The organism is Hyalangium sp. (assembly GCF_045802625.1).
Taxonomy (GTDB): Bacteria; Myxococcota; Myxococcia; order Myxococcales; family Myxococcaceae; genus Hyalangium.
Window position 1 is genome coordinate 65348 of sequence record NZ_JBJMQP010000055.1, and the last position, 26164, is coordinate 91511.

17 protein-coding genes are annotated in these 26164 nt (G+C 69.2%); 8 read left to right on the forward strand and 9 right to left on the reverse strand.

The window, feature by feature from the left end; translation table 11 throughout:
* Positions 1 to 12: 12 nt before the first annotated feature.
* The 5 genes from ACJ8AT_RS11525 to ACJ8AT_RS11545 form a co-directional block, all read right to left on the reverse strand.
* Positions 13 to 2238, reverse strand: coding sequence for a peptidase domain-containing ABC transporter (locus ACJ8AT_RS11525; protein WP_407737733.1), 2226 nt, complete (start codon positions 2236 to 2238; stop codon positions 13 to 15).
* Positions 2225 to 3172 carry an HlyD family efflux transporter periplasmic adaptor subunit gene (locus tag ACJ8AT_RS11530; protein WP_407737734.1) on the reverse strand — a complete coding sequence of 316 codons (948 nt, stop codon included), beginning with the start codon at positions 3170 to 3172 and terminating at the stop codon, positions 2225 to 2227. Before ACJ8AT_RS11530 ends, ACJ8AT_RS11525 begins: the two co-directional genes overlap by 14 nt.
* 57 nt (positions 3173 to 3229) lie before the next feature.
* Complete coding sequence (locus tag ACJ8AT_RS11535) at positions 3230 to 4141, reverse strand: efflux RND transporter periplasmic adaptor subunit (RefSeq protein ID WP_407737735.1); 912 nt, start codon at positions 4139 to 4141, stop codon at positions 3230 to 3232.
* A 121-nt stretch (positions 4142 to 4262) separates the two neighbouring features.
* Positions 4263 to 5786, reverse strand: coding sequence for a Dyp-type peroxidase (locus ACJ8AT_RS11540; protein WP_407737736.1), 1524 nt, complete (start codon positions 5784 to 5786; stop codon positions 4263 to 4265).
* A 1491-nt stretch (positions 5787 to 7277) separates the two neighbouring features.
* Positions 7278 to 7724, reverse strand: a complete 447-nt coding sequence (locus ACJ8AT_RS11545; protein WP_407737737.1) for a response regulator — start codon at positions 7722 to 7724, stop codon at positions 7278 to 7280.
* A gap of 338 nt (positions 7725 to 8062) precedes the next feature.
* Here ACJ8AT_RS11545 and ACJ8AT_RS11550 point away from each other — a divergent pair, with 338 nt between their 5' ends.
* Complete coding sequence (locus ACJ8AT_RS11550) at positions 8063 to 12127, forward strand: protein kinase domain-containing protein (protein WP_407737738.1); 4065 nt, start codon at positions 8063 to 8065, stop codon at positions 12125 to 12127.
* 84 nt (positions 12128 to 12211) lie between these two features.
* On the forward strand, positions 12212 to 12859 hold the full coding sequence (locus ACJ8AT_RS11555) for an RNA polymerase sigma factor (protein ID WP_407737739.1): 648 nt from the start codon (positions 12212 to 12214) through the stop codon (positions 12857 to 12859).
* 30 nt (positions 12860 to 12889) lie between these two features.
* Here ACJ8AT_RS11555 and ACJ8AT_RS11560 read toward each other — a convergent pair whose 3' ends face one another.
* Positions 12890 to 13615: a class I SAM-dependent methyltransferase gene (locus ACJ8AT_RS11560; protein ID WP_407737740.1), complete on the reverse strand. Its 726-nt coding sequence runs from the start codon at positions 13613 to 13615 to the stop codon at positions 12890 to 12892.
* Positions 13616 to 13659: 44 nt separating this feature from the next.
* Here ACJ8AT_RS11560 and ACJ8AT_RS11565 point away from each other — a divergent pair, with 44 nt between their 5' ends.
* On the forward strand, positions 13660 to 14712 hold the full coding sequence (locus tag ACJ8AT_RS11565) for a hypothetical protein (RefSeq protein ID WP_407737741.1): 1053 nt from the start codon (positions 13660 to 13662) through the stop codon (positions 14710 to 14712).
* A 33-nt stretch (positions 14713 to 14745) separates the two neighbouring features.
* A complete protein-coding gene (locus ACJ8AT_RS11570) occupies positions 14746 to 16401 on the forward strand; it encodes a DUF692 family multinuclear iron-containing protein (RefSeq protein ID WP_407737742.1) in 1656 nt (551 codons plus the stop codon).
* A 321-nt stretch (positions 16402 to 16722) separates the two neighbouring features.
* Here the strand turns inward: ACJ8AT_RS11570 and ACJ8AT_RS11575 are convergent, their stop codons facing one another.
* Positions 16723 to 18102, reverse strand: coding sequence for a cytochrome P450 (locus ACJ8AT_RS11575; RefSeq protein ID WP_407737743.1), 1380 nt, complete (start codon positions 18100 to 18102; stop codon positions 16723 to 16725).
* 177 nt (positions 18103 to 18279) lie between these two features.
* Here ACJ8AT_RS11575 and udk point away from each other — a divergent pair, with 177 nt between their 5' ends.
* Positions 18280 to 18924, forward strand: coding sequence for a uridine kinase (gene udk / locus ACJ8AT_RS11580; RefSeq protein WP_407737744.1), 645 nt, complete (start codon positions 18280 to 18282; stop codon positions 18922 to 18924).
* 10 nt (positions 18925 to 18934) lie between these two features.
* Here udk and ACJ8AT_RS11585 read toward each other — a convergent pair whose 3' ends face one another.
* The gene (locus ACJ8AT_RS11585; RefSeq protein ID WP_407737745.1) at positions 18935 to 19969 is read right to left on the reverse strand and encodes an alpha/beta fold hydrolase; all 1035 of its coding nucleotides are present in this window, start codon (positions 19967 to 19969) and stop codon (positions 18935 to 18937) included.
* A gap of 56 nt (positions 19970 to 20025) precedes the next feature.
* On the opposite strand from ACJ8AT_RS11585, the gene ACJ8AT_RS11590 reads away from it, so the two are divergent.
* On the forward strand, positions 20026 to 20940 hold the full coding sequence (locus ACJ8AT_RS11590; protein ID WP_407737778.1) for a hypothetical protein: 915 nt from the start codon (positions 20026 to 20028) through the stop codon (positions 20938 to 20940).
* Positions 20941 to 20982: 42 nt separating this feature from the next.
* Here the strand turns inward: ACJ8AT_RS11590 and ACJ8AT_RS11595 are convergent, their stop codons facing one another.
* Positions 20983 to 23175: a PQQ-binding-like beta-propeller repeat protein gene (locus tag ACJ8AT_RS11595; RefSeq protein WP_407737746.1), complete on the reverse strand. Its 2193-nt coding sequence runs from the start codon at positions 23173 to 23175 to the stop codon at positions 20983 to 20985.
* A gap of 122 nt (positions 23176 to 23297) precedes the next feature.
* Here ACJ8AT_RS11595 and ACJ8AT_RS11600 point away from each other — a divergent pair, with 122 nt between their 5' ends.
* Both ACJ8AT_RS11600 and ACJ8AT_RS11605 read left to right on the forward strand, forming a co-directional pair.
* Positions 23298 to 25202 (forward strand): HTH domain-containing protein, encoded by a 1905-nt coding sequence (locus ACJ8AT_RS11600; RefSeq protein ID WP_407737747.1) that lies wholly within the window; start codon positions 23298 to 23300, stop codon positions 25200 to 25202.
* Between the two features lie 47 nt (positions 25203 to 25249).
* The gene (locus ACJ8AT_RS11605) at positions 25250 to 26164 is read left to right on the forward strand and encodes a HEAT repeat domain-containing protein (protein WP_407737748.1); all 915 of its coding nucleotides are present in this window, start codon (positions 25250 to 25252) and stop codon (positions 26162 to 26164) included.

Consider the following 26164-nt stretch of genomic DNA (forward strand, 5'->3'; position numbering starts at 1 on the left):
TTCGAAGCGCGCCTACTCCAGGCGGCCGGTCTTCTCGATCTGCGCTCGGACCAGCTCGGCGTAGGACCCACGCTTGAGGAGCAGCTCCTCGTGGCGTCCGGCCTCCACGAGCTGGCCTTCGTCCATCACCAGGATCAGATCCGCGTCCACCACCGTGCTCAGCCGGTGGGCGATGACGACGCGCGTGCAGCGCAGCGACGCGAGCGCCTCCTGCACGCGGCTCTCCGTGATGGCGTCGAGCGCGCTCGTGGCCTCGTCCAGCAGCAGCACCGCCGGGTTGTGCACCAGCGCCCGCGCCAGCGCCAGCCGCTGACGCTGCCCGCCGGACAGCGACGCGCCTCGATCGACCAGCGGCGTGTCATAGCCCATGGGCATGGTCATCACGTCCTCGTGGAGCCTCGCCAGCCGGGAGGCCTCGACGATGGCCTCCAGGGGCAGCGTGGGATCCCTCAGCGCGATGTTCGCGCGCAGCGTGGTGCTGAAGAACGCCGGCTCCTGGGGCACGACGCCCATCTGGCCGCGCACCGACCGCAGATCCAGATCGCCCATGTCCGCGCCGTCATAGAGGACTCGGCCCGAGGTGGGCAGGTACAGGCCCAGCAGCAGGTTGGCCAGCGTGGACTTCCCAGCCCCCGAGCGGCCCACGATGGCCACGAACTGGCCGGGCTCGATCTGAATCGACACATCCTTCACCACCAGCGGCGACGTGGGCGCGTAGCGGAAGGAGACTCGATCCAGCTCGATGCCGCCATTCAGCTGCGCGGCTTGGCCGGGCTTGGAAGGATCCCGCTCGGGCGGTGTGTCGAACACGTCGTCGATGCGCTCGATGTAGCTGCCCAGGAGCTGGAGCTGGCTGCCTGTGCTCACCAGGTTGGAGAGCGGCACCAGCAGCGCTCCCGCCAGGGCGTTGAGGCCCAGCATCGTCCCCAGCGTCATGTTCCCGCTCAGCACCTGCATGGCGCCGAAGCTCAGCAGCACCAGGGGGGCGGCCACGCGCAGGCAGCTATTGAGGGACTCTATCCATGCCGACAGGCGGCCGCGCCGCAGGGACACGTTGAGCACGTTCACGAACAGCTCCGAGAAGCGCTGCACGGCCTGATGCTCCACGCCGAAGGCCTTGAGCGTCTGGATGCCCGTGAGCATCTCCACCTGGTAGCTCTGGCTCTTGGCCTCCACCTCCAGGCTCTCCGAGAGCAGGGTGCGCTGCCGCTTCGTCGAGAACACCAGGATCAGCACCTGCAACAGCCCCAGCCCCAGGACAATCAACCCCAGCACCGGGCTCACCAGGAACATCAGCAGCATGTAGAGGACCACGAGCGCCCCGTCGAGCACGCCCGAGAGCGCGCTGGAGGAGAGGATCTCTCGCACCGTCGCGTTGCTGCTCATCCGGTTCAGCAGGTCGCCCGCCGCGCGCACCTGGAAGAAGGACCACGCCAACCCGACCAGGTGCTCCACGAAGCTCAAGGTCATGTTCGAGTCCAGCCGCGTGCGCAGCTCCAGCAGCAGGTGGCTGCGGATGAGCGTCGTCAGCAGCTGGAAGCCCATCAGCGCGATCAGCCCTACCGCCACCACGGTCAGCAGGTGCACGTCTCCCCTCGGGACGACGCGATCGATGATCAACCCCGTCAGGATGGGGATGGCCAGCGCGAACAGCTGCAGCACCAGCGACATCACCACCACGCGCGTGAGGGTGTGGGACTGCTGGAGCACCTGCAGCGCGTAGCGTGAGGCGTTTCGCGGACGCGCCTTGCCCGGCTCGAAGTTCTCACCGGGCTCGAGCATCAGCGCCACGCCCGTGAACGCCTGGCGGAAGCGCTCCATCGACACGCGCCGCCGGCCCTGGCCCGGATCCACCAGGTACACACCGTCCCGGCCCAGCCGCTCGAAGACCACGAAGTGCGAGAACTGCCAGTGGAGGATGGTGCCCGGTGGCAGGTACTTCAGCGCGTCCTCGTCAATGGACACACCGCGGCCTCGCAGGCCGAACGTGCGCGCCGCTCGGAGGATGTCCAGCGCCGACACTCCGTCGCGCGCCACGCCCATGGACTGCCGCACCTCCTCCAGCCTCACGGGCCTGCCGTGGAAGCCCAGCACCATGGCGATGCACGCCGCGCCGCACTCGGTCTCCGAGAGCTGGCGGATCAGGGGGATGCGCCCTTTCACCCGTGTCTGGAGGTTGCGCAGGGCCGGAAAGCGAGCGGTCAGCCCTGTCGTTACGTTGTTCTCAGCGGTCCTCATGTCCCAGTGCTCCCTTCAGGCCCGGCACGAGCGCCACGAGGATGCGCTCCGCGCGCACCCGCGCGTCCGCTCGCGCCAGCATCCCGTCGAAGTAGTTGAAAGTCCGGCCCTTGCTCTTGAAGGTGGGGGAGGGCAGCCGCGCCCTCACCACCACCATGGGCCCGTTGAGCTGCAGCGCGTCCGCGATCTCCGGCCCCAGGTAGCGGCGCACCTCGGCCGGCCCGACGATCTGGTCTCCCACCGACTCGATCGTGAACGTGTGGTACTCGTGCTGGAAGCCATCCAGCTCCACGCGCAGGGGACGGCCCGGCGCCAGCGTGGGCCGGTAGCCGCCCGGCAGCAGCGCCACCATCGACACCGAGACGTTGTCGCCCAGCACGGAGACGACGCTCTCTCCCGGAGAGACGTACTGGCCTGGGCGGATCCGCAGGTCGCTCACCACGCCCGCCTGGGGCGCTCGCAGCGTCCGGGCCTGTTGCCGCGCCACCGCCTGCTCTCGCTCCGCGCGCAGCGAAGTCAACGTCTGCCGGGCGCTCTCGTCCGAGGGATCCCTCAGCACCCGGATGAGCTGGAGATCGAACTCGCGCTGGATGCGGTCCAAAGAGACCGTCTCTTCCTGTGAATGGAAGCTGACCAGCGCCTGCCCCTTCTCCACGCGCTGGCCGGGGCGGACCTCCACGGACGACACGACGCCGGGCTGATCCACGGTCAGGTGGCTCTGCCCGTCCACCTTCACGATGGCGGGGCCCGAGGCGTACTCGGGCAGCGTGCCCAACAGCGAGTACCCCAGCGCCCCGAGCAGCAACCCCAGCAGCGTCCAGTACGTCCACCGGGTCCACGCCGGGGAGATGCGTAGGACGTCCCCCTCCTGCTGTGCGCCCTCATGGTGGCGCAGGGCTTCCTCTCGGAAGATCTTTGAACGAACGGCTTCCATGTCTCGTGCTCCTGGCTGGGGCGCGTCGGGACACGCCTGCCTGCTCTCGGTGAAGCGCTACGGCCCACTCCGCGTCGGGGTGGGAGCGCTGGGCTCCAACTGCACCACGCCGCCTTGCGCCGGGCCCGGCTGGACGTGGGCCACCATGCCGGTGGCGACCGTCTCCGGCGGCGACTGCTCGAAGGAGGCGACGGCGAAGACCATGCGGGCCGCCGCATCCACCTCGGGGGCGATGCTCTCCACGCGCCCCGCGAGCGTCAGGCCCGGCTGATCGATGGACAGCTTCAGTGGGGTGCCGGCGTCGAGCTGCCGCGCCTGGTCCTCGGGGACGGCGAAGCGGATCTTCCGGCCTTCGGTGCCGAGCAGCCGGAGGATGGGTTGGCCCGCGGCCACTCGCGCGCCGGGGCTCACGGGGCGCGTGGCCACCACACCATCGAAGGGCGCCACGAGGGTTGCCTCGCTGACGTTCTGCTCCAGCTCCACGACGCGAGCCTGCTGCTCCTGCGTGCGAGCCTGGGCCGCCTGCAGCCGAGCCAGGGCGGTGCTCTCCTGGTAGCGGATGGTGGCCAGCTCCTCCTGGGAGTAGACGCCCAGCTCCAGCGAGCGCGGGGTGAAGTACCGGCCCTTCTTCTCGCGGGCCTCGGCGAGCGCCAGTCCAGCGGCCTGCGCATCGGCTCGAGAGCTCTGCAGGGTGGCTCTCGCGGCGGCGAGGTCCTGCTCCAGCGGGCGCACGTCGAGCAGCGCCAGGACGGCTCCCTTGCTCACGCGGGCCCCCACGTCGACCGTCACACGCTCCAGCCGGCCTTCGAACTTCGAGGTCAGGTCCACGGAGTCATGGGGAATGACGACGCCCAGGAATGGAGCGGGAACACCCGTGCGGGGAGCCCCACCGTCCGACGCCGGGACGGGCGGTGAAGCCTCCTCGCTCCGGGCTTCCGCGACTGCGCAGAAGAACGTCAACACTGCCATCCATGTCCATCCCCATCGCATCCGGTGCGCTCCCTGGAAGGTCCAAGCGGATGGAGAGGGCTGAGGTGGGTTGTGACGGGGTGCGTGTCATGCCCAGCGACGTGCGGCCGGGCTCAGGGGCTCAAGAAACAGCCTGCTTGGGCTCCAGGTGTGCCAGGAACTCCAGAGCCCTCAAGCTCGGCAGGAAGAAATAGCCGCCGCCCTTCATCGTGACGAAGCGCGCAATGCCCTCCACACACCTGCGCACGGGCTGGCTGGGCAACGTCAACCGGCCCGCCCCGTGCGTGGTGAGCGGATCCCGCTCGTCATACCGCCCGCCGAATTTGCCGTTGTTCAGCCACGTCTGCTGGAGGAACTCGAACTGCCGGGCGATGTTGGCGTTGATGGCGATGAAGAGCATCCCCTTGCCGGTGTCATCGGAGTAGGTGATGCCCCGGCGCAGGATGCGGTGCCGCCGGCTCACCTGCAGGGACAGCTCCGCGCTTGGAGGCAGCGAGTCGCGTGGATTGGCCCGCCGTATGTGCGAGGCCACCGGGCAGCCGTAGCCATCCGGATCCTTCTCGTTGAAGCCGAAGCTGTTGTCGATCCAGTGCTTCTCACTCCGGGCGTGGGTGGGCGGGGCATCCTCGCCGGGCCGGAGGGGCTCGCCGCTGGGCCACCGCCCCATGAGCTTCGCGGCCAGCCACTGCTTCTTCCGTTCGTCGGTGTCGCCGACGGCCAGCTCCTTGTGCGCCTCCAGGAAGCGCTGGAAGTCCTCCACGTTCTGCTGGAGCTTGCGCACCACCACGAAGCTGCCGTCGCGCCCGAACTCCTTCCAGTCTGGGCGGTCGGCGCGAGGCGAGAGCGTCCCCTTCACGTCCAGGGTGGCTGGGACGCTCGGTGAGTCCGGAGTCTCCGCGTACTCATTCTCGTAGCCCAGCAGGAACTCGCCAGGCTTGATGGCGTCGGTGTGGTCCGGAGCTTCGTGCTTTCCCTCCCGGAAGCCTTGGATCTGGGGCTGGGAGAGCCCGTCGCGGAAGCCAAAGTGCTCCACGATGCCGCCCTCGGCATTCCGCATCCGCGCGGCCTGCTGGGAGCCGAGTTCCCGCAGTCCTCCCTCCTCGAGCCGACGCCTGTGCTCGGCAACCAGTGAGGACACTTCCTTCGGGGTGGTCCCATACAGCATCAGCAGCAGGTGGAGCTCTCCCTGCTGCGCGGGGCCCGAGCTGCCTCCGAAGTCCCACTTGTCAGGGGCACTCTCGTCGCTGTCACCCAGAATGTCCGCGCGTGCCGGCATGCCCTCCTGGAACTCGGTGGGGAAGGTGTCCAGCGCCGCCTGGGGCAAGCCCAGGGCCTTCAGCCCGCTCCAGGTGAGCGCGAGGTTCAGGCTCGTCTTCCACGCCGAGCGCTGCTCGGAGGACTTGTCCGACGAGGTCGTCACCTCAGGGAGAATCTCCCGTAACCACCTCCTGGCCTTGCTGGGCTCTTCAATCCTCAGCAGCAGGAAGCAGGCGGCGTCCATGATCTTGTAGCCGTGGAGCACCAGCCCCTGGATATCGCTCTGGGGCCGCCGCGGATCGATGCGCGGACGCTTCCGCAGGAACGGCGGCAGCAGCCGGTGGGCTCGCTGGAGCACCGGTGTGCGTGAATGGTCGGGTCGCGACATGATCCCTCCTCCATTGCGGCAGGCGGCGGCCCAGCTCTCGCGGAGCGCGTCGCGTCAGGATGTAGCCCAGCCACTCCCGAGCGCTCATCAGGGGAGGCTCGGGCTCGAAGACACCTCGGGACAAGAAGGAGCGCAGCGCCTGCTCGGCGGCTGGCGCGGAGACGTCGCCTCGAGCGAGCAGCCCCCTCAGCTGGAGCGTGTGGTGGAGATCCGTGATCGCGGGCTCCACGCGGCCCTGGGGCCCATGGAAGTGGGCGCTGTACCAGACGCGCGTGTGCACCTGCTTCTGCTGGATCCACGCCTTGAAGGGTTCCAGGAAGGGCCTGTCGCTCTTCTTCGGCGGGAAGTCCTCCGTGTCCTTCCAGATCTCCACCAGGAACTTCCGGATCTCCGGATCATCGATGAACGAGTCGATGTACGACTCCCAGCTCCCGTCGTAGTTGCTGAAGAACAGCAGCCGGCGCGTCTTGGGACGGAAGAGGGAGCCTCTGCTGCCACGAGGCGTCTTCAACAGCACCCAGCGCGCACAGTGGATGGAGCGGATGTGGCTGAGGCCGGCCACGTAGCGCTTCAGCCGCAGGTTCACGCTCCGCAGCGTCATCCACAGCGCGAGCCAGTTGCTCCACCCCGGCTTCAGCGTCGCCACATGGATCATGGGGTTCTGGACCGGCCCCTGGGGCTCGCGTTGATAGCGGAGGCCCGCCACACGCGGGCTGGCCGCGCCCGCCGCTCCGGAGTCCAGGCGCTGCAGGCCGCTTCGCACTCGCTGCTCGACCCAACCCAGCGCCGTGAAGAGGCCCACCGTCGGGAACGCCACGACGTAGCGGAGCGCGGGGTAGACAAGGGTGGCGAGCGCCGCGCTGCGCCGCGCTTGATACCAGCTCCGCCGCCACTCCGGGTCCGCCCGCACGGCTCGAAGCGCCTGGAGGCGCTCTTGCAGATCCTGGCACACCCGCTCGATCCAGTGGGCGCCGTCCCGAGTCATCCTCTCCACCCGGTGACGCGAGGTGTTCAGGTAGTGCTCGACCGCCTCGCTCAGCGCCAGCAACCGGTGCATGCCCTCCGCCGTCTCCACGCGGTACGCGAGGTCGACGTGGCGCGCCGTGTACGGGACGGAGCTGGCTTGAAGGAACTCGCGCACCCGCGTCGGCTTGCGCAGCCCCTTGGCGGGGTAGCCCACGCAGCTTCGGTAGATGGCATCGAAGAGCTGGGCGCCGGGCTCCCGCCGGTGCCCGGCGAGCGTGTCCACCAGCCGTGCGATGAACGCGTTTACCCGCTTCCGGTACCGCCCATCCTCCGTGCTGAAGTCCAGGCCCAGCATGAGCAGCCGCGCGCCATCCGCTCCGGGCGAGAGGATTCCCCAGCGCCCGAAGTACAGCCCGTCCATCTGCTCGAAGGGATGCGGCGCTCCCTGGCGGATGCGCTGATCCACCTCCTTCAGGAGGGACTCGAGCGCCTCCACCTTCGAGGGGCGGATCTTCGTCACGACGGTCAATGTGCCGTGGAGCATGCGGCCTCGCCTTCCAGGTCGAACCTGTGAGCCCGGCTCGCCGAGGGCCGGGGCGTGTTGGCGCTAGGAGGAGCGCGCGATCCCTCGGGCCCGAGAGATGAGGTCCTCCTCTGCGAGTGGGTGCTGGCCAGCAGCCGGCTCACGAGCTGCTCGAACTCTTCCAGCGCACAGCTCTTGGGGACGAACTGAACCCCGGGGGCGTGCGGGTTGCCCGCGGAGCTGTGCAGGATGATGGGGATGTCGCGCAGGTGCTCGTCCTCGTGCAGCTCGTGGCACAGCTCGAGCCCGCTCATGCGCGGCATGTTCCAGTCCGTCACCACGAGATCCGGCGAAATCTCTCGCGCCATGGAGAGCGCCTCGCTCCCATCACGCGCGTTGAGGACGCGGTGATCCATCAGCTCGAGCACCTCGGTGAAGAGGTCGAGCATTTCCTGTTCATCGTCGACTAAGAGGATCGTGCTCATGGTGTGGCCTGCCTTCGGGTTTCAGTTCTTGGTTCTTGGTTCAATGTCTCTCTATCTGGAGAGAGTTCATGCACCCCTTGTGTGATGTGGTACGGGCCGCCCGTGGATCAGGATGCGCGTGGACGCCTCGGGTAGCAGGCCTGGTTTGGCGAGCGGCCCCAGGATGGCCAGGCCACCGCTTGCTTGCGTGGCCAGGCAGGCGGATCGCCCCGCGGATCAGTTGCGTTGCTCGCACCCTCCACGGTCCCTAACGTTGGCGAGGCGCTGCGCCGAGGGGCAAGAAGTGCCCGAAGGGCGGGGAGATGCGTCCAGGTGAGGAGCACCCAGACGAGCAGGCGTGCGGGCTCGAGGACCCGTGGGGCGAGGCCGAGGATGCGGACCTCGATGACTCCCTGTTGTCTCAAGTGGCCCAGGTCTCCGTCCCGGTGCGTGTCCCCGTCCGGGGCGAGCGGATGGGCGGGCCGGATGGCCAGCGTTTCGAGATCCTCGATCAGCTCGGCTCGGGCGCCATGGGCCTGGTCTTCCGGGCTCGGGACAAGGAGCTCCAGCGCGAGGTAGCCCTCAAATTCCTGCTCCCGCGCGAGGGCGGGGGCGAGGTGCCCATGAGCGCCCTGCTTCGCCAGGAGGCGAGGGCGATTGCGCAGCTCGATCATGACAACATCGTCCGGATCTTCGACGTGGCGGAGTGGAGCGGCGCGCCCTGGGAGCCCAAGGTCCCCTTCCTGATCATGGAGTGCCTGGAGGGGGAATGCCTCTCCGCGCTGCTCAAGCGCGAGAGCCCTTCGCTGAGCCGGGCCGTGGAACTCATGATGGCCGTGGCCGCCGGGTTGGCGCATGCCCACGAGCACCACGTCGTCCACCGCGATCTCAAGCCGGGCAACGTCTTCATTACCCGGAAGGATCAGGTGAAGATCCTCGACTTCGGGCTGGCGTGGCTCACCGCCTCCATGTTCTCCGCGGTGCCGAACCTGCCTGCCGCCGGGACGCCGGCCTATATGTCGCCGGAGCAGTGGAGGGGCGAGGAACAGGACGAGCGCACGGATATCTGGGCGGCGGGCATCCTGCTGTTCGAGCTGCTCACCGGCGAGCCGCCCTACATGGATACGAGCCTGGCCGAGCTGCGCGAGCATGTGCTGTCCGAGACACCCGTGCCCTCGATGCGCGAGCGGCGGCCAGGGCTGCCCGAGGAGCTGGACAGGCTCGTGGCCTCCATGCTGGCCAAGGATCGCACGAAGCGGCTCGGCAGCGCCTTGGAGCTCCGGGAGCGCCTGCACCGCGTCGAGGAGAGCCTCACGCCCTGGAAGGACGAGCCTCGGAGCCTGGCGCCCCAGCGCCGGCAGGTGACGCTGGTGGCGTGCTGGCTGGCGGATCTCGCGGGCCTGGCCGAGCACCTGGACGCGGAGGACTTCGGCGAGCTGGAGGGCGCCTTCCACCAATCCTGCACGGAGATCATCCATCAGCACGGAGGCTTCATCGCCACGTGCGTGGGGGATGAGGTGCTCGCCTGCTTCGGCTATCCCCAGGCCCGAGAGGAGGACTCGGACAAGGCCGCGCGGGCGGCGCTCTTCCTGGTGACCAATCTGGGCACGGCGATCCAGCAGAAGCTGCCGTACCTGCCGCGCCGCAAGCTCATCGTGAAGGTGGGGCTGCACACGGACACCGTGGTGCTCGACAACCTCTCGCTGGAGCTGCGGGGGCGTGCCTCCGCGCTCCAGGGCGAGGCTCCCAAGGTGGCCCTCTGGCTGGCGCACGAAGCCGAGCCGGACACGGTGTGCCTCAGCCACACCACGTGGAGGCTCGTGCGCGGCGCCTTCCGGACCGAGCCGCTGGGCCCGCGCTCCTTCCAGGGGCTGGCCGGCGTGGCGAAGCTGGAGCTCTACCGTCTCCTGCGAGAGAAGCGGGTGGTGAGCCGCTTCGAGCGGACCCATGCCCTGGGCCCGCTCACCCCGATGGTGGGCCGCGAGCCCGAGCTGCGCCAGCTGCTCGACTGTTGGGAGAGGGCCCGCGAGGGGCAGGGCGCCTTCGTGCTCCTTCGAGGCGAGGCGGGCATCGGCAAGTCGCGGCTGATCCAGGAGCTGCGCGAGCGGATCTCCTCGGATGGAGTCATCCGTCTGCGGTGCCAGTGCTGGATCCAGTTCAGCACCAGCGCCTTCTATCCCATCATCGAGCTGCTCCAGCACCTGCTGCGGCTCGATCCCGAGGGCAGCCCTCAGGTGAACTTGCGGAAGGTGGAGGGGCGCATGCTTGCGGCGGGCCTTCCTCAGGAGCACGTGTTCCTGCTGGCCAGCCTCCTCTCGCTGCCCGTCACCGAGGCATCCCCCCACCTGCGGCTCACGCCCGAGCGGTTGAAGGAGAAGACCCTCGAGGCCCTCACGGCGCTGCTGCTGCGGATGACCGAGGATCGCCCCGTCTTCGCCGTCGTCGAGGATCTGCACTGGGCCGATCCCTCCACGCTGGAGCTGCTCGGCTTCCTGCTGAACCGGCTCGACAGGGCCCGGCTCTGCGTCTTCCTCACCGCCCGCCCGGACTTCCAACCCTCCTGGAAGGTGTTGGATCGGCTCCAGGTGCACGCGATCGAGCGTCTGTCGCCCCGGCTCACCGCGGAGCTGGTTCGCCGGACCGCGAGCGGGCGGGAGCTGGCGGAGGAGACCATCGAGCAGCTCGTGGCCAAGACGGACGGGGTGCCGCTCTTCGTCGAGGAGATGACGCGCATGGTGGTGGAGCGGAGCGCCGCGGACTCCACGGGCGTGGAGACGTCCTCCATCCCCCTCACCCTGGGCGGCCTGCTGCTGGCCCGGTTGGACATGCTCCCGCGAAGGCAGAAGGCACTGGCTCAGCTCTGCGCCGTGGTGGGCCGTGGCTTCAGCCACGCCCTGCTTGCCACACTCTCGGGACACAACGAGCTGGCGCTCACGCAGGATCTCTCGGGGTTGTTGCAGGCCGGCCTGCTCCAGCCCGTGGAGGACACCGCCGAGCCCCGGTACCAGTTCCGCCACGCCCTCATCCAGGACGCGGCCTACCAATCCCTGCTGCGGCGCACGCGGCGGGAGTACCACCGGCGCATCTCCCAGGTGCTGGCCACCCAGTTCCCCGAGCTCGCCGAGACCCAGCCGGAGATGCTCGCCCACCACTACACCGAGGCGGGTGAGCTGGAGCCGGCCATCCACTGCTGGGCCAGGGCGGGAGAGCGCGCCAGCCGGCGCTCGGCCAACGTGGAGGCCATCAGCCACTTGAATCAGGCGCTGCGGTTGCTGCGCAGCCTCCCGGAGGAGTCACGGCAGCCCGAGCAGGAGCTCCAGTTGCTGGTGGCCCTGGGGCTCCCGCTCATGCAGACGCGCAGCGTCCGCTCCCGCGAGGTGGAGCAGACCTACAGCCGCGCCCTGGAGCTGTTCCACCAGGTGGGTGACAGGCTGCCGCAGCTGGAGGCCTCCACCTGGGGCTCGTTCGCCTACTACTTCATGCGAGCGAAGTTCCACGTGGCCCAGGAGCTGGCCGAGCTGCTCGTGGACGTGGGCGAGCGCCAGCACAGCCTCGGGATGCTCGCGCTGGGCCACCGGATGATGGCCACCAACTTCGTCACCTCGGGCCAGATGACCGCCGCCCTGGAGCACATCGAGCGCGCGCTGGAGTACTCGGACTGTGATCTCGAGCGGCACCGCAAGCTCGCGGTGAGCCAATGGGTGGATCCGCGCGTGGCGGCGCTGGCCTATGGCGCCGTCGTCCAGTCCATCGTCGGCCACCCGGAGCTGGCCGAGCGCTATGGCCGGGAGGGCGTGGAGCTGGCCGAGAAGATCGAACACCCTCACACGCTGGCCTTCGCGCTGAACTACTTCGCCCTGGCCTGCCAGCTCCGCGGGGAGGTGGCGTGCGCTCGTGAGCACGCGGAGCGGTGCATCGCGATCTCCACCGAGCACCGCTTCCGGCTGTGGCTGGGCTGGTCCCTCTTCATCAAGAGCTGGGTGCTGTCCGAGCAGGGCTCGCCTCGGGAGGGCCTGGCGCTGCTGCACGCCAACCTCATGAAGTGGCGCAACGCGGGGGTCCGCGCCGGCATGCCGCTCTTCCTGGGCATGCTCGCGGAGATCCACCTGAAGCTGGGCCAGTACTCCCAGGGGCTCTCCGCGGTGAGCCATGCGCTGGGGTGGGCGGATGCGCTCGGCGAGCACTCCTATGAGGTGGAGCTGCACCGGATCGAGGGCGAGCTGCTCCGGGCGCTCGGCCATGATCCGGCGGCCACGGTGTCCTTCATGCACGCGCTCGATGTGGCGCGGCAGCAGGGGGCGCATGGGTTCGGGAGGCGAGTGGAGCGGGCGCTGGAGAACCAGCTCCGAGAGATGGCGAGAGAGCATCCGGTCCTGGAGCCGCACTAGGGACCCAGGCCTGACATCACAACGAAGGGCCCGGGACTCGAACCACCAAGAGACGAGCCAGGGGCAGATCTACAGGGGGCGACGATGGCGATGGAGCGCGAGAAGCTGGAGCAGGAGATTCGAGAGCTGTGTCAGCGCGGGGACACGGGAGGGGCCGTGGAGCGAGCGCTGCAGGGCTACGGCATGGAGATCATGCGGCTGATGGCCTCGGTGCTTCACAACCCGGAGCTGGCCAAGGATGCCTTCAGCGTCTTCTGCGAGAGCCTGCTCAAGGGGCTGCCGTCGTTCCGCTGGGAGAGCTCCTTCCGCACGTGGGCCTATCGCCTGGCGCGCAACGCTTGCTACCAGCTGGTGCACGCGCCGTCCGCCCGGGAGACGCCCGTCAGCTCCTCGGGGATTCCCGAGGCGCCGCTGCGGCACCGCTCCGACACGCGGCCCTGGCAGCGGACCTCGGTGAAGGAGCGCTTCCGCGCGCTGCGCGAGAGCCTCGAGCCCGACGAGCGGATGTTGCTGCTGCTGCGCGTGGATCAGCGGCTGGCGTGGACGGAGGTGGCGCGCGTCATGTGGGACTCGGACGAGGCGCCCACCAGCGCGGCGCTCTCGCGCAAGGCCACCGCGCTGCGCCAGCAGTTCCAGCGCATCAAGGTCCACCTGCGGCAGATGGCCATCGAGCAAGGGCTCATCGAGCAGGAGGACCAGCAGCCTGCCGAGCCGAACGAGCCCACCCCCTAGGCCGCTCTGCACACTTCATAACGAGGAGGCTCACGTCCCGGGCTTCTTCGTGGCGACGACGATGCTGTACGGCGTGAACGGAGGCGGCATCAGCCCATCCCGCACGTCCACCTCGAGGCCCTGGGCCTCCAGCAGCTCGCGGGCTCGCGGCACCAGGAACGTCAGGTAGTACATGACGAACGGTGGCTTCCACAGCGCGTTACGCACGCGCATCGCCGCGTTGAAGCCCTTGGCCATCCAGTAGCCCGGGTTCAGCTTGGACGGCGGGTGCGCCGTGACGAAGACGAACCGCCCTCCGGGACGCAGGGCCCGGGCGATGACCTCGACGAGCCGCGGCTCCTCCTGCTCGAGGATGTGGCCGAAGGCTCCGAAGCTCGTCACCACGTCGAACTCGGCTTCGTACGTCAGCTCCAGCGCGTTGCCCTGAACCAGCGTGAGCGTTGCTTCGCCGGGCGTGGCCGCCAGCAACTGGCGAGCCTCGTCCAGCATGCCCTGGCTCAGATCCACCCCCACCACCTCCCGGCGGCACAGCGGCCGCAAGAAGCGCAGCGCCGCGCCCGTGCCGCAGCACAGATCCAGCGCGCGCTCGATGGAGGCCGGTGGCCCCACCTGTGCCATCGCCACCTTCAGCACCGGATCCGGCGTGCGGAACGGCGTGTATTCGAACTTGGGCGCGAGCAGATCGTAGCCCCGCTCCACGGACGTCATGGCCTGCCGCGCCAATTCGAAAAACGTCGGACCCTTGCGGTGGAACATGTCAATCCGTGTAACATCCGCCCTCCTTGCAAGGGAGGGAAAACATGTCGAGTCGAAACGCGTGGTGGAGTGCCGCGGTGATCAGCTTGGCCGTCACCGCCGGCTGCGGCCCCGACCATGAGCCGCTGGATTCCGAGCTGAAGACCGCGAAGCAGAACCTGATCGCCGGCTGTGCCACGACCGCCGTGGACGCGGACTCCGATGGCATCGATGACGGCGTCGAGAGCTGTCTGTTGCAGCGCCACGCGCCCGTGGTCTACCTGCCCACGTCGCTCGACTGGACGAGGCCCGCGAACGTGGACTGGTACCTGGCTCGGACCACGCTGCGCTTCAGCCATGACGGCTGCCCCGACTGCTCCATCCTCGCCGTGGGCAGCGTGACGCAGTCCAACCTGATCAACCGCTCGCACAACGAGAAGGACTGGCTCTGCTCGCACGACAGCACCGCGCGCTACTCGTACGGCTCCACCTGGAACGAGAACGAGACCTTCTTCCTCCAGCCGCCGGATGACACCACCCACAACGGCAGCTCCACCCCCGCCGACTGGAAGGTCTACGGCCACGTCTACAAGAACAGCCTGGGCGGCGCGAACGTTCAGTACTGGTTCTTCTACGCGTACAACGACGGTCAGGTGGGCTTCAACCACGAGGCGGACTGGGAGCACATCAACGTTCGGCTCAACCCGGACTACTCCGTCGCGGGCGTCTACTACGCGCACCACAAGTCGGTGACGTACTACGCCAAGGCCAGCGTGCAGTGGTTCGACACCACGCACCCGTACGTGTGGGCCGCCGACGGCAGCCACGCCAGCTATGCCTCCGAGTCGGTGTGCGACTCCACCATCGAGGAGGCCGGCTGGGGCGCCAGCAGCTGCGAGACGAACGCCAGCTATCGCTGGTTCACCTGGGCTGGCGGTAAGGGCACCCTGGCGGGCTACCAGGGAGGCGGCGTCGTCAACGTGGGCGAGAAGACCCTGCCGCTCAACGGTCAGAACTTCATCAAGTACAACTCGCGCTGGGGAGAGATTGGCAACACCAGCGATACCTCGGGCGTGCGTGGCCCCTCATTCAACGGCAACTGGCTGCTCGACGGGTGAGGGCGGAGGGAGGCTCGGATATAGGGTAGCGCCATGCCTTCTCCTTCCGAATTCTGGACGCTGCCCTGGCGTGGGCTCGGCCTGAGCAGCAACCTCAGCGCGGGTGATCAGCCCCATCCGTACCGGCTGCTCGACGAGGAGCCTGAGCTGTTCGACTTCGTCGAGTACAGCGCTCCGCTGTCGCTCGGAGAGACGAAGAAGCACGCCACCCTGTTCCCGGAGATGTACCGGCGCCTCAAGGAGGTGCCGGTGCTCTTCCACCCGGTGCACCTCAACCTCTATGGGCCGGAGCTCGAGCCCGCCCAGGCGCTCTCGGAGCTGGATGCCCATGCGCGCACCGTGGGCAGCGCGTGGGTGGGCAACGACGTGGGGTGGTGGCACTCGGGCGGGCAGCCCTTCCCGGGATACCTCTATGTCTCGCCGCCGCTCACCAATGAGGGCCTCCAGGACTGTGCGGCGCATGCGCTCCATGTGCAGGCCGGGCTGAGCATGCCCCTGGCGCTGGAGAACCCCGCCGTGCTCGCCCGGCGCGGCGACATGCACGTGCTCGAGTTCATGGCCCGGCTGCAGGCGCGCACCGGGCTGCCCCTGCTGCTCGATCTGGGGCACCTGTTCAGCTACCAGCTCGCCGCGGAGCTGCCGCTGGAGGCCGGATTCGAGGGCTTCCCGTTCGATCGTGTCATCGAGATCCACATCGCCGGAGGCGTGGTGACGCGCCGGTGGGCTCGCCGCTTCTATGTGGACGACCACACCCAGCCCGTGCGCGAGGAGCTGTTCCAGTTGCTCGAGGCGGTGTTACCGCGCTGCACCTCGCTGCGCGCGGTGACCTTCGAGGGAGATGGACACCCGCCGGAGGTGGCCATGTTGACGCTGCGCCGCCTGCGCAACCTGGTGCCTGTGCAGGAGCGCGCGCCTCTGCGCCTGACGCCCGTGGACAGCTCGCCGCCGCCCCTGAGCCACGTGAGCCGGCCCTGGGAGCTGTTCGATCTGGGCTATGGCGTGCGCCCTGCCGCGGTCTCGGATGACGTGGAGGGTACTTTCTCCGAGACGAACTTCCGGCTCGCGGTGGTCGCCGAGCAGCTCGACCGGGACTTTCCCATCTCCCGGCTGATGCTGGCGGGCACGCGTGAAGGGCTGCTGCTCTTCACCACGTCCGACGAGTTCCGAGAGCTGTTCGAGGGCTCGGGGCGCTCGTTGGGCCACGCGTTCCTGGACTACGCGAGGAGGCGGCTCCGGGAGTATCCGGAGGAGGGGAGCGCGGCGGCGGCGGCGGCGCTCTCGTTCGAGATGTTCCTGCCCTCCCTGATGCAGCGGCCGGTGCCTCCTCCAGGACCGGGAGAGGTGGGGCTTGCGGAGGAGGTGAGGGTGGGCACGTTCCCGGCGGATCTGTCCGAGCTCGTCTACGCCGCGCGGGCGCTGCGCCGCCACCTCACCGGGCGGGCCTGGGCGAACGGCGTGGTGGAGCTGAGCGGGCTGGAGACGCTGACGCAGACGGCTCGGCGGACGGTGTCCCGGCCGTGGCGCTTCGCGGCGCGCCGCAGGCGGGGTGGAGGGATGGAGGTGCACACGGTGCCTCCGGGGCTCGCCGAGGTGCTGCGCGCGCTCGCCCAGGGGCCCATGCTGGAGAAGGACATCACTCCCGGGCTGCTCGCCGAGGCCATGGGCCGGGGGCTCGTGCGCCGAGGGTGAGGTTTGACGGGGCGGCGGGGAGTGGCCGGAATGCGTCCCATGCGAATCGCTCCTCTGCTGGTCCTGCTCTATGTGCTGCCGGCTCTGGCGGCTGAGCCCGCCAAACCCCTCGTCCTCAAGGCCGCGCGCCTCTTCGATGCGAACCACGCTCATGGCGGGCTTCACCACCGTGCGCGAGGTGGGCGCCGAGGACTTCATCGACTTGGGGCTGCGCAACGCGATTGCTCGGGGCAAGGTGGTGGGGCCGCGCATCTTCGCTTCCACCACCGCAACGACCGCTCGGCCACGCCGGTCGTGGCGCGCTGAGCGAGCCGTCAGCGCTCACGCCAAGGCCACGATGTCGCGAATCGACCCGCGCACCTCCGAGCGCTCGAAGTGCTTGTCCTGCGCGTGGATGCGCATGGGCAGCCCTCCTTTCGGCTGGAGCGTGGCTCGCACCCGGAGATCCACGCGCGCTCCGGGCGGAATGGAGAGCCGGAAGCGGGGCAGCAGCATGGACAGCATCAGCTTGATCTCCAGCAGCGCCAGAGTCGCGCCGATGCACCGACGCGGCCCGTTGCTGAAGGGGATGTAGCCGTACACCGGCGGCTCGGTCCGCAACCAGCGATCCGGGCGGAACCGATCCGGCTCCGGGTAGAGGTCCGGCAGGCGGTGGGTGATGTACGGGCTGTAGATCACCATGGTCCCTACTTCGAAAGAGTGGCCGCCTAGCTCGAAGGGCGCTGAGCCGACGCGGAAGGACGATGGCACTGGCGGAAGGATGCGCAGGCTCTCCTTCACTACCCGGTCCAGCAGCGGGAGCCGCTCGAGCTGTTCAATGGTGGGGGGCGCTCCTCTCAGCTCGCCCTCCAACTCCTCCACCAGCGCGGCGCGTACCTCCGGGTGCTGATCGAGCAGGAAGAGCGTCCAGGTGAGGCTGGTCGTCGTCGTCTCGTGGCCTGCGACGAAGAGGATGTTGGTCTGGCCCACCAGCTCCGCATCGGACATCGAGCCTCCCTCCTCGTCGCGCGCGTGGATCAGCATGGAGAGCACGTCATCCCCGCTCGCCCCCTGCGCGCGCTTTCGTCCGATGAGGCTCCGGATGGCGGCCTCTCCCCGCTCCGAGAGCCGGAGCAGGTCACGGAACGGCAGCCCGGGCTTGTCGAAAGGGAGCAGGTGGTTGACCGGAGCGGTATAGCGCTCCAGCCATTCCGCCATCAGCCGCCCTATCCGCAGCGTCTCCTGGTCGTCCTCCAGCCCGAAGAGCACCTTGGTGACGATGAGCAGCGTCACCTGCCGCATCTCCACGAAGATGTCCCGCACCTCGCCCGGCTTCCAGGCGCTCAGCATCCGATCGATGCGGGCCACCATCTCGTCGCGGTAGCCCTCCACCTTCTTCTTGTGGAAGGCGGGCATCATCATCCGGCGGTGCTGCTTGTGCAGCTCTCCGTTGATGGTGAGCAGCCCGGTCCACAGCCTGCTCAGGGATGAGCCCTCGGGCGCCGCGCGCCAGAGCTCCAGCGGACGGAAGAGCGCCGGGTTGCTCAGCACCTGCATGTTGAAGTCGGGGTGGAAGATGAACAGGTGGCGGGAGATCCCCCGGGCCAGCGTCACCAGCGGACCGTAGCGGCTCAGGTCCGTGAGCCAGCGCAGCTGATCCGCGATGAAGCGGATGTAATTGCCGCGCACTCCGAGTAGCGGCGTCGCGCGCGGGCCGGGCAAGCTCGCGCGGGTTCCAGGGGGGGCCGGTGAGGCTGTGAGTGGCATCTGGATGTTCTGTTTATTCTTGTTCTGGCGAGGCGGATGTGGCGTCTCGCCGCGCAGTCCCGGAGCGCGGGAGCTGTGTCCGGTTTCAGACGCAGCCTTGCGCCGGCCGGTCCGCTGCGGTAGGTGCGCGCCATGTCGTCACCCCTCGTCGTTGGCATCGCGGGCGGTACCGCCTCGGGCAAGACCACGGTCTGCCGGAAGGTCCGCGAGGCCCTGGCCGACTGCCGTGTCGCCTTCATCGATCAGGACTCGTACTACCGGGACCTGCAGGACATGCCGCTCGAGGAGCGCCGCCAGGTCAACTTCGATCACCCGGACGCCTTCGACACCGAGCTGCTCGTCAGCCACCTGCGCGAGCTGAAGGCCGGGCGGGCCGTCGACAAGCCCGTCTACGACTTCCGCACCTCCTCGCGCCAGCCGAACACCGGTCGCGTGGACCCCGGGGACATCATCCTCATCGAGGGCATCCTCGTGCTGCACATGAAGGAGGTGCGCGACGAGATGGACGTGAAGATCTACGTCGACGCCGATGATGACCTGCGCATCCTTCGGCGCCTCACTCGCGACATCAAGGAGCGCGGCCGCGACTTCGATCACGTCGTCAGCCAGTACCTGCGGCACGTGCGCCCCATGCACATGGGCTTCGTCGAGCCGTCCAAGCACCACGCGGACATCATCATCCCCCACGGTGGCAACAACGACATCGCCATCGGGATGCTCGTGGGCGCCCTGCGCGCGAGGCTGGCCGTGATGGCCATGCCCTCCGCGTCGAAGTGAGTCCGCGGGCTCAGCGCAGCCGGCGCAGGAAGTCTTTCACCGGGCCGTGCATGCGGCGCGTCTCGATGAGCAGGGCGCCGTGATCTCCCGCACCCTGCAGCTCGTGGTAGCGCGCGTTCACCCCCGCGGCGCTCAGCAGGTGGTACGTCTCTCGCACTCTCGCCGGCGGGGCGAGCACGTCCGATGCCCCCGCGATCAGCAGCACCTTCGCCTGGATCTTCGGCAGGTACTCCGTCAGGTCCGCCCCCGCGTAGGCGGCGCACATGAGGATCCACGCGTTCGGATCGAACATCGTCGCGAAGGACTCGGAGTCCGCCTCCAGCGCCTTCTCGGCGGCGTCGAGGTCCCGGTAGCGCGCCGTGAGGTACTCGCGGCCGTAGACCAGCCTCAGGTACTCCAGCCGCAGCTTGCGCATCGTCTTCAGCGGCCCGCTGCCCGGCCGGTAGAAGCCTTCCTTGTACTCGGGGTCCATCCACAGCATCTGGTGAAACATCCCGATGCGCTCGCGGAGCGCCTCTGGCAGTGCGCGCGCCGTGCCGATGGTCACCACACCCGCCATCATCTCGGGGAAGAGGGCGGCCAGGCGCAGCGCCACCATCCCCCCGAGCCCCACTCCCACCAGCGCTCGCACGCGCTTCAGGCCCATGCCTCGCAGCAGCGCGGACACGGAGCGCGCCATGTCCAGTGGCGTCAGCAGCGGCAGGGCTGGCCCCAGCATCTGCCCCGTGAACGGGTCCTCGGTGATGGGCGAGGTGGTGCCAAACGGGCTGCCCAGCAGGTTGGCGGAGATGACGTGCAGGTGGGAGGGATCCAGCGGCCGCTTGTCCCCAATCAGCTCCCGCCCCCAGCCGGAGGGCGGGTAGGCCGTGGACTCGGGAGTGGCCAGCGCTCGGTGAGAGTTGGCCAGGTCGTGCAGCAATACCACCGAGTTCTCGCCCGACGGTTCTCCATAGGTCTCATAGGCGACCTGGGTGCCGTCTAGCAGCCCCCCCTCCTCAAGGGGGAGCGGTACTGTCAGCAGGTGGGTTCCCGTGGCCTGGATCACTCAGGGGAATTCTTCTATCACTGTGTGCCCGAACGCCTAAGGAGAGTCTCCGCTTGATGCGTTACTTCGGTGTCCTCGTCGTTGTCGCCGGTGTGTTCGTCGCCTCGGCCCTGTTCTATCGCCGGCTGAGCGCCCAGACCCTGGAGGCCCAGAACGAGGCAGACATGGCCCGGATCCAGAAGGACTACCTGGAGCGGGTCGGGTGGCTCCGTACCAACCCGGACGAGAAGTCGTACCGCGAGGAGGTGCGCCCCTTCATGAAGACCTACTTCGAGGAGGTGGACGCGCACCTGGACAAGTTCAAGGGCAACAAGGAATTCGACAGCTACATCCAGGAGGTGGAGCGCAAGGCGGAGGGCGGCAAGGACGAGAAGGTCGCCGACCGCAAGGCCACCTACGAGTACACGCGCAAGGTGTTCGACACGTTCCGCAAGGGCCGCTACGAGCCGGTGTGGACGGCCACGGACAAGGGGATGCGCCTGGATGTCATCTCCTCGGACGTGGTGATGGTGAAGGGCCAGCCGCAGGTGCGCTTCCAGCTGGCGCTCTGGGGCGCTCAGCGCGCGATGAAGGACGAGGGCAAGGTGAAGAAGATGGTCACCAGCGCCACCTTCGAGGCCGCGTGGAAGCTCACCGACGCCAGGGGCAAGCTGATTGGCGAGATGCACGGCGGCGATCCGGCCAACAAGATCGACTTCCCCGAGCGCTACATCGCCGAGTTCCCGCCGCAGATGGTGCTGGGCCACTACGACATGGATCTGGTGCCCAACGACGTCTCCAAGATGGAGATCTCCTTCAAGGTGAGCTCGCGCGCCGCCTCGGGAGGCACCGCGGCGGCCTCGTACCTGTGGAAGCTGGACACCGTGCCCTCCGAGTGGAAGCTCGGCGCGGGTATGAAGTGGGAGGGCGCCACCGAGGAGCAGCGCCCCGAGGAGGAGATCGATCCCTCCAAGGCCGCCAACGGCAAGTGACGGTGAGCGGGGAGGCGAGGGCCGGTGGAGGCCCTCCGCCGCTCACTGCTCCACGACGGTGAAGTGGGACATGAGCTGGTACGCCGTGAGGCTGCCGGCCTCGTCCAGCAGGTAGAGCCCGAGCCGGGCGTCCGTCTGGAGCGCCAGGAGCCCCGCTCCGGCGCGAACCTCCGCCAGCACCTGGCCGCCGCGGGGATCCACCGCGCGGACCCGCTCTCCCGGGATGAGCACCACGCCGCGGGAGACCCTCGCAGGCAGGGCCCGGGCGAGCGGCTCGCCCACCGCACCGACGCGCCAGGCCAGATCTCCGGCCGTGTCCACCCGCGCCGCGGCTCCGCTCGCCGAGGTGACGATCACTCCGTGTTGCACGGCGGTGAGCGCGAAGGGTCCCGCTCCCAGGTGCAGCGGGCGCTCCCAGAGCTCCCTCCCGCGCGAGTCCATGCACGCGAGGATGCCCTCGCGATCCCGCTCTCCGGCGATGTAGACGCGGGTCCGGGCCGGCAGCGGCGCGGAGGGCAGGGAGAGCTGGAACTCGCGCGTCCACACCACGTCCCCGCTGTGCGCGTCCGCGAGCAGCAGCGCGTGCTGCGTGCCTCGGCCGAGCACCGTCACGAAGCGCTTGCCCCACGCCACCGGCGTCCCATGGAAGGGCAGGGGTGTGGCCCGCATCCGGAAGCGCACCTGGCCATCCGCCACATCCATCCCGTACAGGTACCCCGAGTCCGTGGCCAGCAGCGCCCGGTGGCCCTGGATCGCCAGCCAGCTCTTCTGGGTGCGCGAGGGCGCCAGGCGCCACACCTCACGGCCTCCCACCTCGGCGAAGGCCAGCACCGTGCGGTCATCGGACACCGTGAGCAGCAGCCCGTCCTGGCGCATCAGCTGGGGGCCGAGCGGCAGCCCATCGTGGTCGTGCAGCCACCGCGCGCTCGCGCCCGCACCGATGAAGCAGTAGACGCGCTCCGAGTCCGTCGTCACCACGTACCCGTCCGCCGTCGCCGCCACGCCCTGGCTGCCCTCGCGCCGCCAGAGCGGCTGCCCGTCCTTCCGCGCGAAGGCGCAGGCCAGCTCACGCGAGCAGAACACCGGCCCCTGGCGCCCCAACATCAGGATTCCGGACTCGGCCCCGGCCAGCCCCTTCAGCTTCCACCGCTGCTCGAAGCGCAGCCGGCGCAGACGCCCGGGCACCGGCAGCGGACTCCCCGTGCGGCGCGACGCGCGGGATTTGCCTCTCGCCTCTCCGTCGCCCTCGGGAGGTTGCACCGCGCCTCGGAGATGGGACAGGCCCTCCCGGCACCGCTCCGTCAGCTCCACCAGATAGGGGTTGCTGGACTGGCTCCGCTCCCGCTCGGCAAAGGCGAGCGCCAGCGCCTGCCCCAGGTGGAACATCGCCGCCGCCAGCGCCGTGCCGTCCATCTCGAAGGCCGAGCTGGTGCCCACCCGTCCCTTGCCCGCGCTCAACTCCAGCGTCAGCCCCGGACGCACGCCCGCGGGCTCGAAGGAGAAGCGCGGCTCGCCCAGCTCCACCGCTCGCGCCAGCTCCACCGCCTGCCGGGAGAGCTCCAGGGCCGTGAGGAAGGGGGGGCCCGCCGCACGCCAGGCCTGCTCCCGGCCCGGCAGCGACAGCCACACCTCCCCCGAGCACAGGAGCGAGCCCAGCGCCGCATCCTGCCCCCGCTCATAGGCGCGCAGCAGATCCGAGGGATCCTTCAGCTCGAAGCCGAAGCCCGGCTCCTCGGAGGGCTCCACGCGGTGGGCGAAGGGCACTGGCAGCGTCACACGCGGGGGGCTGACCACGCCGCTCAGCAGGCGCAGCGCCTCGTTCATCTCCTGGGCGAGCGAGGCGGTGAGCGCTTCGGGCGCCGCCTGCGAAATGTCTCGCAGGAAACTCTCGCCGCACTCCCGGGCGGCCTTGGCGAACTCCTCCATCTCCACCCGGACGGGGGGCCGCATCATGCGCGCCGGACGCCCCAGGCTGGCCACGCTCAGATCCACGTCCATCCCGGCCCGGCGCAGCACCAGCTCCAGATGGGCCTCGGGCAGCGACACCTGGCCCAGGCGGCGCTTGCCCGCACGGAGGGCCGCCGCCACCCCGAGCAGGGCAGGGACCACCTCCGCCAGCGGCTCCTCCACCGCCCCGGCCAGTAGGTTCACCCCGTCCAGCTCCAGGGCGATGGAATCCTGTGGGTCGGTTGTGGGTTCGCGCTTCCAGCGCTGTCCGAGTCGGAACCGGGTCATCCTTTCCCTTCGTCTTTCCCTTCGTCTCCATTCGTTGACAAGCCAGAATACCGGTGGCTACCATCCGCCGCCCATACGGACCTACATTTTTGTAACCGTTCGAAATTCTTGGGGAATAGTCGATGACATTTTACGAGGCCGCGCTCCGTATCCTGGAGAGCGAAGGTCGTCCCCTCCACTTCCTGGAAATCACCGAGAAGTCTATCGCTCAGAGCCTGCTCTCCCACGTCGGGAAGACGCCTGAAGTCACGATGTTGTCGCGGCTGGCCGCGATGGCACGAAGGACGCGCGATCGCAAGGTGATCGTCACGGCGAAGGACACCTTCGCCCTGGTGGACTGGGCAGTTCCGGAGGATCCCGAAGCACTGGCGCAGACGGGCGTGGTGGAGCCCCATCCAGAGGAGGATCTGCCTCCGCTGCGCCCCGTGGAGCGCCACCCCGATCCGCGCAACGACAACGTGCGCGTGGCCGGCCGAGGCAGCGACCGCAAGCGCCGCCGCGAGGAGGAGGAGGAGCAGAAGGGCCGCAAGCGCCGCTTCCCGCCGCTGCCCGAGGTGGTGTTCGAGATCCTCAGCGAGGGCGAGGGCGGCTTGCGCGCCGAGCAGATCATCGATCGCGCCCGCACGCGCGAGCTGTGCGGCGAGGAAGTCACCGTGGAGGCCGTGCTGACCGCGCTGCTGGAGGACAACCAGCGCCGCATTGACGCCGGCCGCCGCCCGCAGTTCGCCTTCAACAAGCAGACGAGCGAGGTGGTGACGCTGGAGCGCGCGGGCGCCCCCAGCGAGCCGCCCCCGCTGGATCTGCAGGCCGCGTTCGCCGCCGCGCTGGGCATCCCGTTGCAGGATGGGCGGCCGGTGCTCGGCAAGCCCGCGGCGGCCACGGGCGAGGCGCCGGTGGATCAGGCGCTGCTCGCCACGCTCAAGACGACGCTCAAGGATGCTCGGCGCTCGGTGGCTCGCGCGCTGCGCAAGCGCCTGGGCGACGCGGACGTGGGCACCTTCGAGAAGTCCGTCGTGAAGACGATGCACGCGCTGCACTTCCGCGAGCTGAAGGTGGCCAAGCGCTCCAAGGAGGGGCCGCTGCTCACCGCCCGCAAGCGCGAGGGCAGCGTGGAGCTGCGCTACGCGGTGCGGATGCTCAAGGGCTCGCCCTCGATCGATCGCAAGATGGTGCAGGAACTGCGGCGGGATCTCGGCCACTACTCGGCGCAGGTGGGCCTGCTGGTGAGCGCGGGCGACGTGCGCGGCGATGCGCGCGCCGAGGCCCAGGCCAGCGGCGCGCTGGTGATGCTGTGGTGCGGAGACGCGCTCGGCGAGAAGTTCCTCGAGGCGAAGACGGCCGTCACCGTTACCCAGGTGGAGCTGTTCGACGTGGACGAGAGCTTCTTCGAGGCGGCCCGGCTTGATGCCGAGGAGGCCCAGAAGCGCCGCGAGGAGCGTCAGCGCGAGAAGCAGCAGGCTCGTGGCGACGAGGAAGAGCCGGAGAAGCCGCCCCGCAAGGCCAAGGCCCGGCCGGCACCCGAGGCCGAGCGCGAGGAGCCCGCCGCCGCCGAGGAGCCCAAGGCCGCGGAGGCGGAAGCGGAGGAAGAGCACGGCGTGGCCGCGGCTCCGCCCGAGCCTCCCGCCGAGTCCCTGGCCGCGTCCGAGGAGGACGAGGAGGAAGGGGACGAGGAGGGCGAGGGCGAGGACGAGGATCTCGAGGCCGCCAGCGCCTTCGTGGCGGGAGCGGGCCGTCCGGAAGGGGCCCCTGGCGCGGAGGGAGGCGCCGCGGGTGAGCGCAAGCGCCGCCGCCGTCGCCGCCGGGGCCGTCGCGGCCGTGGAAATCGTGGACCCGAGGCCGGTGCGACTCCCGCGGGAGGGACTCCGGCTGTCGGCGGAGCTCCCTCCGAAGGGGCAGCGCCCGCCGCGGCGGCACCTTCGGGTGAGAGCGCTCCTTCCTCGGGTAGCGAGGCGCCCCGCGCGCCGGAGCCGCCTCCGCCTCCCCCGAGCACATCCAGCAATGGCTCGTCCGAGGGGAGCCCCACCTGACGCATCCTGGGACGCAAGTGGGGGGAGTGGGGTACCGTAAGAGGGCTATGAAGCCGGCCCTGCTCCTCACCGCCTGCGTCCTGCTGCTCGGTGCCTGCCGCGATCAAGGGTCTCGCTACCCCGTGGAGGATGTGCGGCTGTCGGGCGCGACGCTCACCGACAACTCCCTGCTCGCGCTGGGGCAGGACCAGGTGCGCGCCCTGCTGCGCCAGCAACTGGAGGCCACCAAGCGGTTCGAGCCCACCGAGGGCAAGTCGCTGGGCCAGAGCCGCCCGTGGAGGATGACGCTGGATCTGCCCTTCACCCGCGAGGTGCTGAAGGACGACGGCCAGCACACCTACGCCGAGGTCGGCGCCACCCTGGTGCTGGAGCGCTTCGGCGGCGATCTGCCCGAGCGCTACGAGGTGGTGGGCCTGGGAGAGATCCGCCTGGACTCGGAGAAGCCCGAGGCCCGGCGCAAGGCGCTGCGCGAGGCGCTCGAGGCGGCGCTGCGGCAAGTGTCCGAGTCCGCGGTGCTGCAGCTGTCCGCGCTGGATCGGGACAACGGCGCGCTGGTGCAGGATCTCCATGCGACGGATCCTCGCGTGCGCGAGTTCGCCCTGCGCACGCTGGCCGAGCGTCATCACCCGGCGGCCGCGCCGCTGCTGATCGAGCAGCTCAAGTCGAACGACGCGGACACGGTGCGGCGAGCCATCGGCGCGCTGGTGGAGATGCGCGCGGCGAGCGCCGTGCCCGCGCTGATCGATCTGGCCCGAGGCAAGGAGGTGGGCTTCCTGCAGGAGATCGTCTTCGCGCTCGGAGAGATCGGCGGCAGCGAGGCGGAGGCCTACCTCTACACGGTGGCGCAGGGGCACGATCAGCCGGCCATCCAGGCCGCGGCGCAGCAGGCGCTGGACACGCTCTACGCATCACGCAAGCACGGTACACCGGAGGCGCGTGGTACGGACCACGCGGATCATTGA

Coding starts and splice junctions, on each gene's coding strand:
- ACJ8AT_RS11525 (WP_407737733.1), bottom strand. CDS start 2,238: ATGAGGACCGCTGAGAACAACGTAACGACAGGGCTGACCGCTCGCTTT.
- ACJ8AT_RS11530 (WP_407737734.1), bottom strand. CDS start 3,172: ATGGAAGCCGTTCGTTCAAAGATCTTCCGAGAGGAAGCCCTGCGCCAC.
- ACJ8AT_RS11535 (WP_407737735.1), bottom strand. CDS start 4,141: ATGGCAGTGTTGACGTTCTTCTGCGCAGTCGCGGAAGCCCGGAGCGAG.
- ACJ8AT_RS11540 (WP_407737736.1), bottom strand. CDS start 5,786: ATGTCGCGACCCGACCATTCACGCACACCGGTGCTCCAGCGAGCCCAC.
- ACJ8AT_RS11545 (WP_407737737.1), bottom strand. CDS start 7,724: ATGCTCGACCTCTTCACCGAGGTGCTCGAGCTGATGGATCACCGCGTC.
- ACJ8AT_RS11550 (WP_407737738.1), top strand. CDS start 8,063: ATGCGTCCAGGTGAGGAGCACCCAGACGAGCAGGCGTGCGGGCTCGAG.
- ACJ8AT_RS11555 (WP_407737739.1), top strand. CDS start 12,212: ATGGCGATGGAGCGCGAGAAGCTGGAGCAGGAGATTCGAGAGCTGTGT.
- ACJ8AT_RS11560 (WP_407737740.1), bottom strand. CDS start 13,615: ATGTTCCACCGCAAGGGTCCGACGTTTTTCGAATTGGCGCGGCAGGCC.
- ACJ8AT_RS11565 (WP_407737741.1), top strand. CDS start 13,660: ATGTCGAGTCGAAACGCGTGGTGGAGTGCCGCGGTGATCAGCTTGGCC.
- ACJ8AT_RS11570 (WP_407737742.1), top strand. CDS start 14,746: ATGCCTTCTCCTTCCGAATTCTGGACGCTGCCCTGGCGTGGGCTCGGC.
- udk (WP_407737744.1), top strand. CDS start 18,280: ATGTCGTCACCCCTCGTCGTTGGCATCGCGGGCGGTACCGCCTCGGGC.
- ACJ8AT_RS11590 (WP_407737778.1), top strand. CDS start 20,026: ATGCGTTACTTCGGTGTCCTCGTCGTTGTCGCCGGTGTGTTCGTCGCC.
- ACJ8AT_RS11595 (WP_407737746.1), bottom strand. CDS start 23,175: ATGACCCGGTTCCGACTCGGACAGCGCTGGAAGCGCGAACCCACAACC.
- ACJ8AT_RS11600 (WP_407737747.1), top strand. CDS start 23,298: ATGACATTTTACGAGGCCGCGCTCCGTATCCTGGAGAGCGAAGGTCGT.
- ACJ8AT_RS11605 (WP_407737748.1), top strand. CDS start 25,250: ATGAAGCCGGCCCTGCTCCTCACCGCCTGCGTCCTGCTGCTCGGTGCC.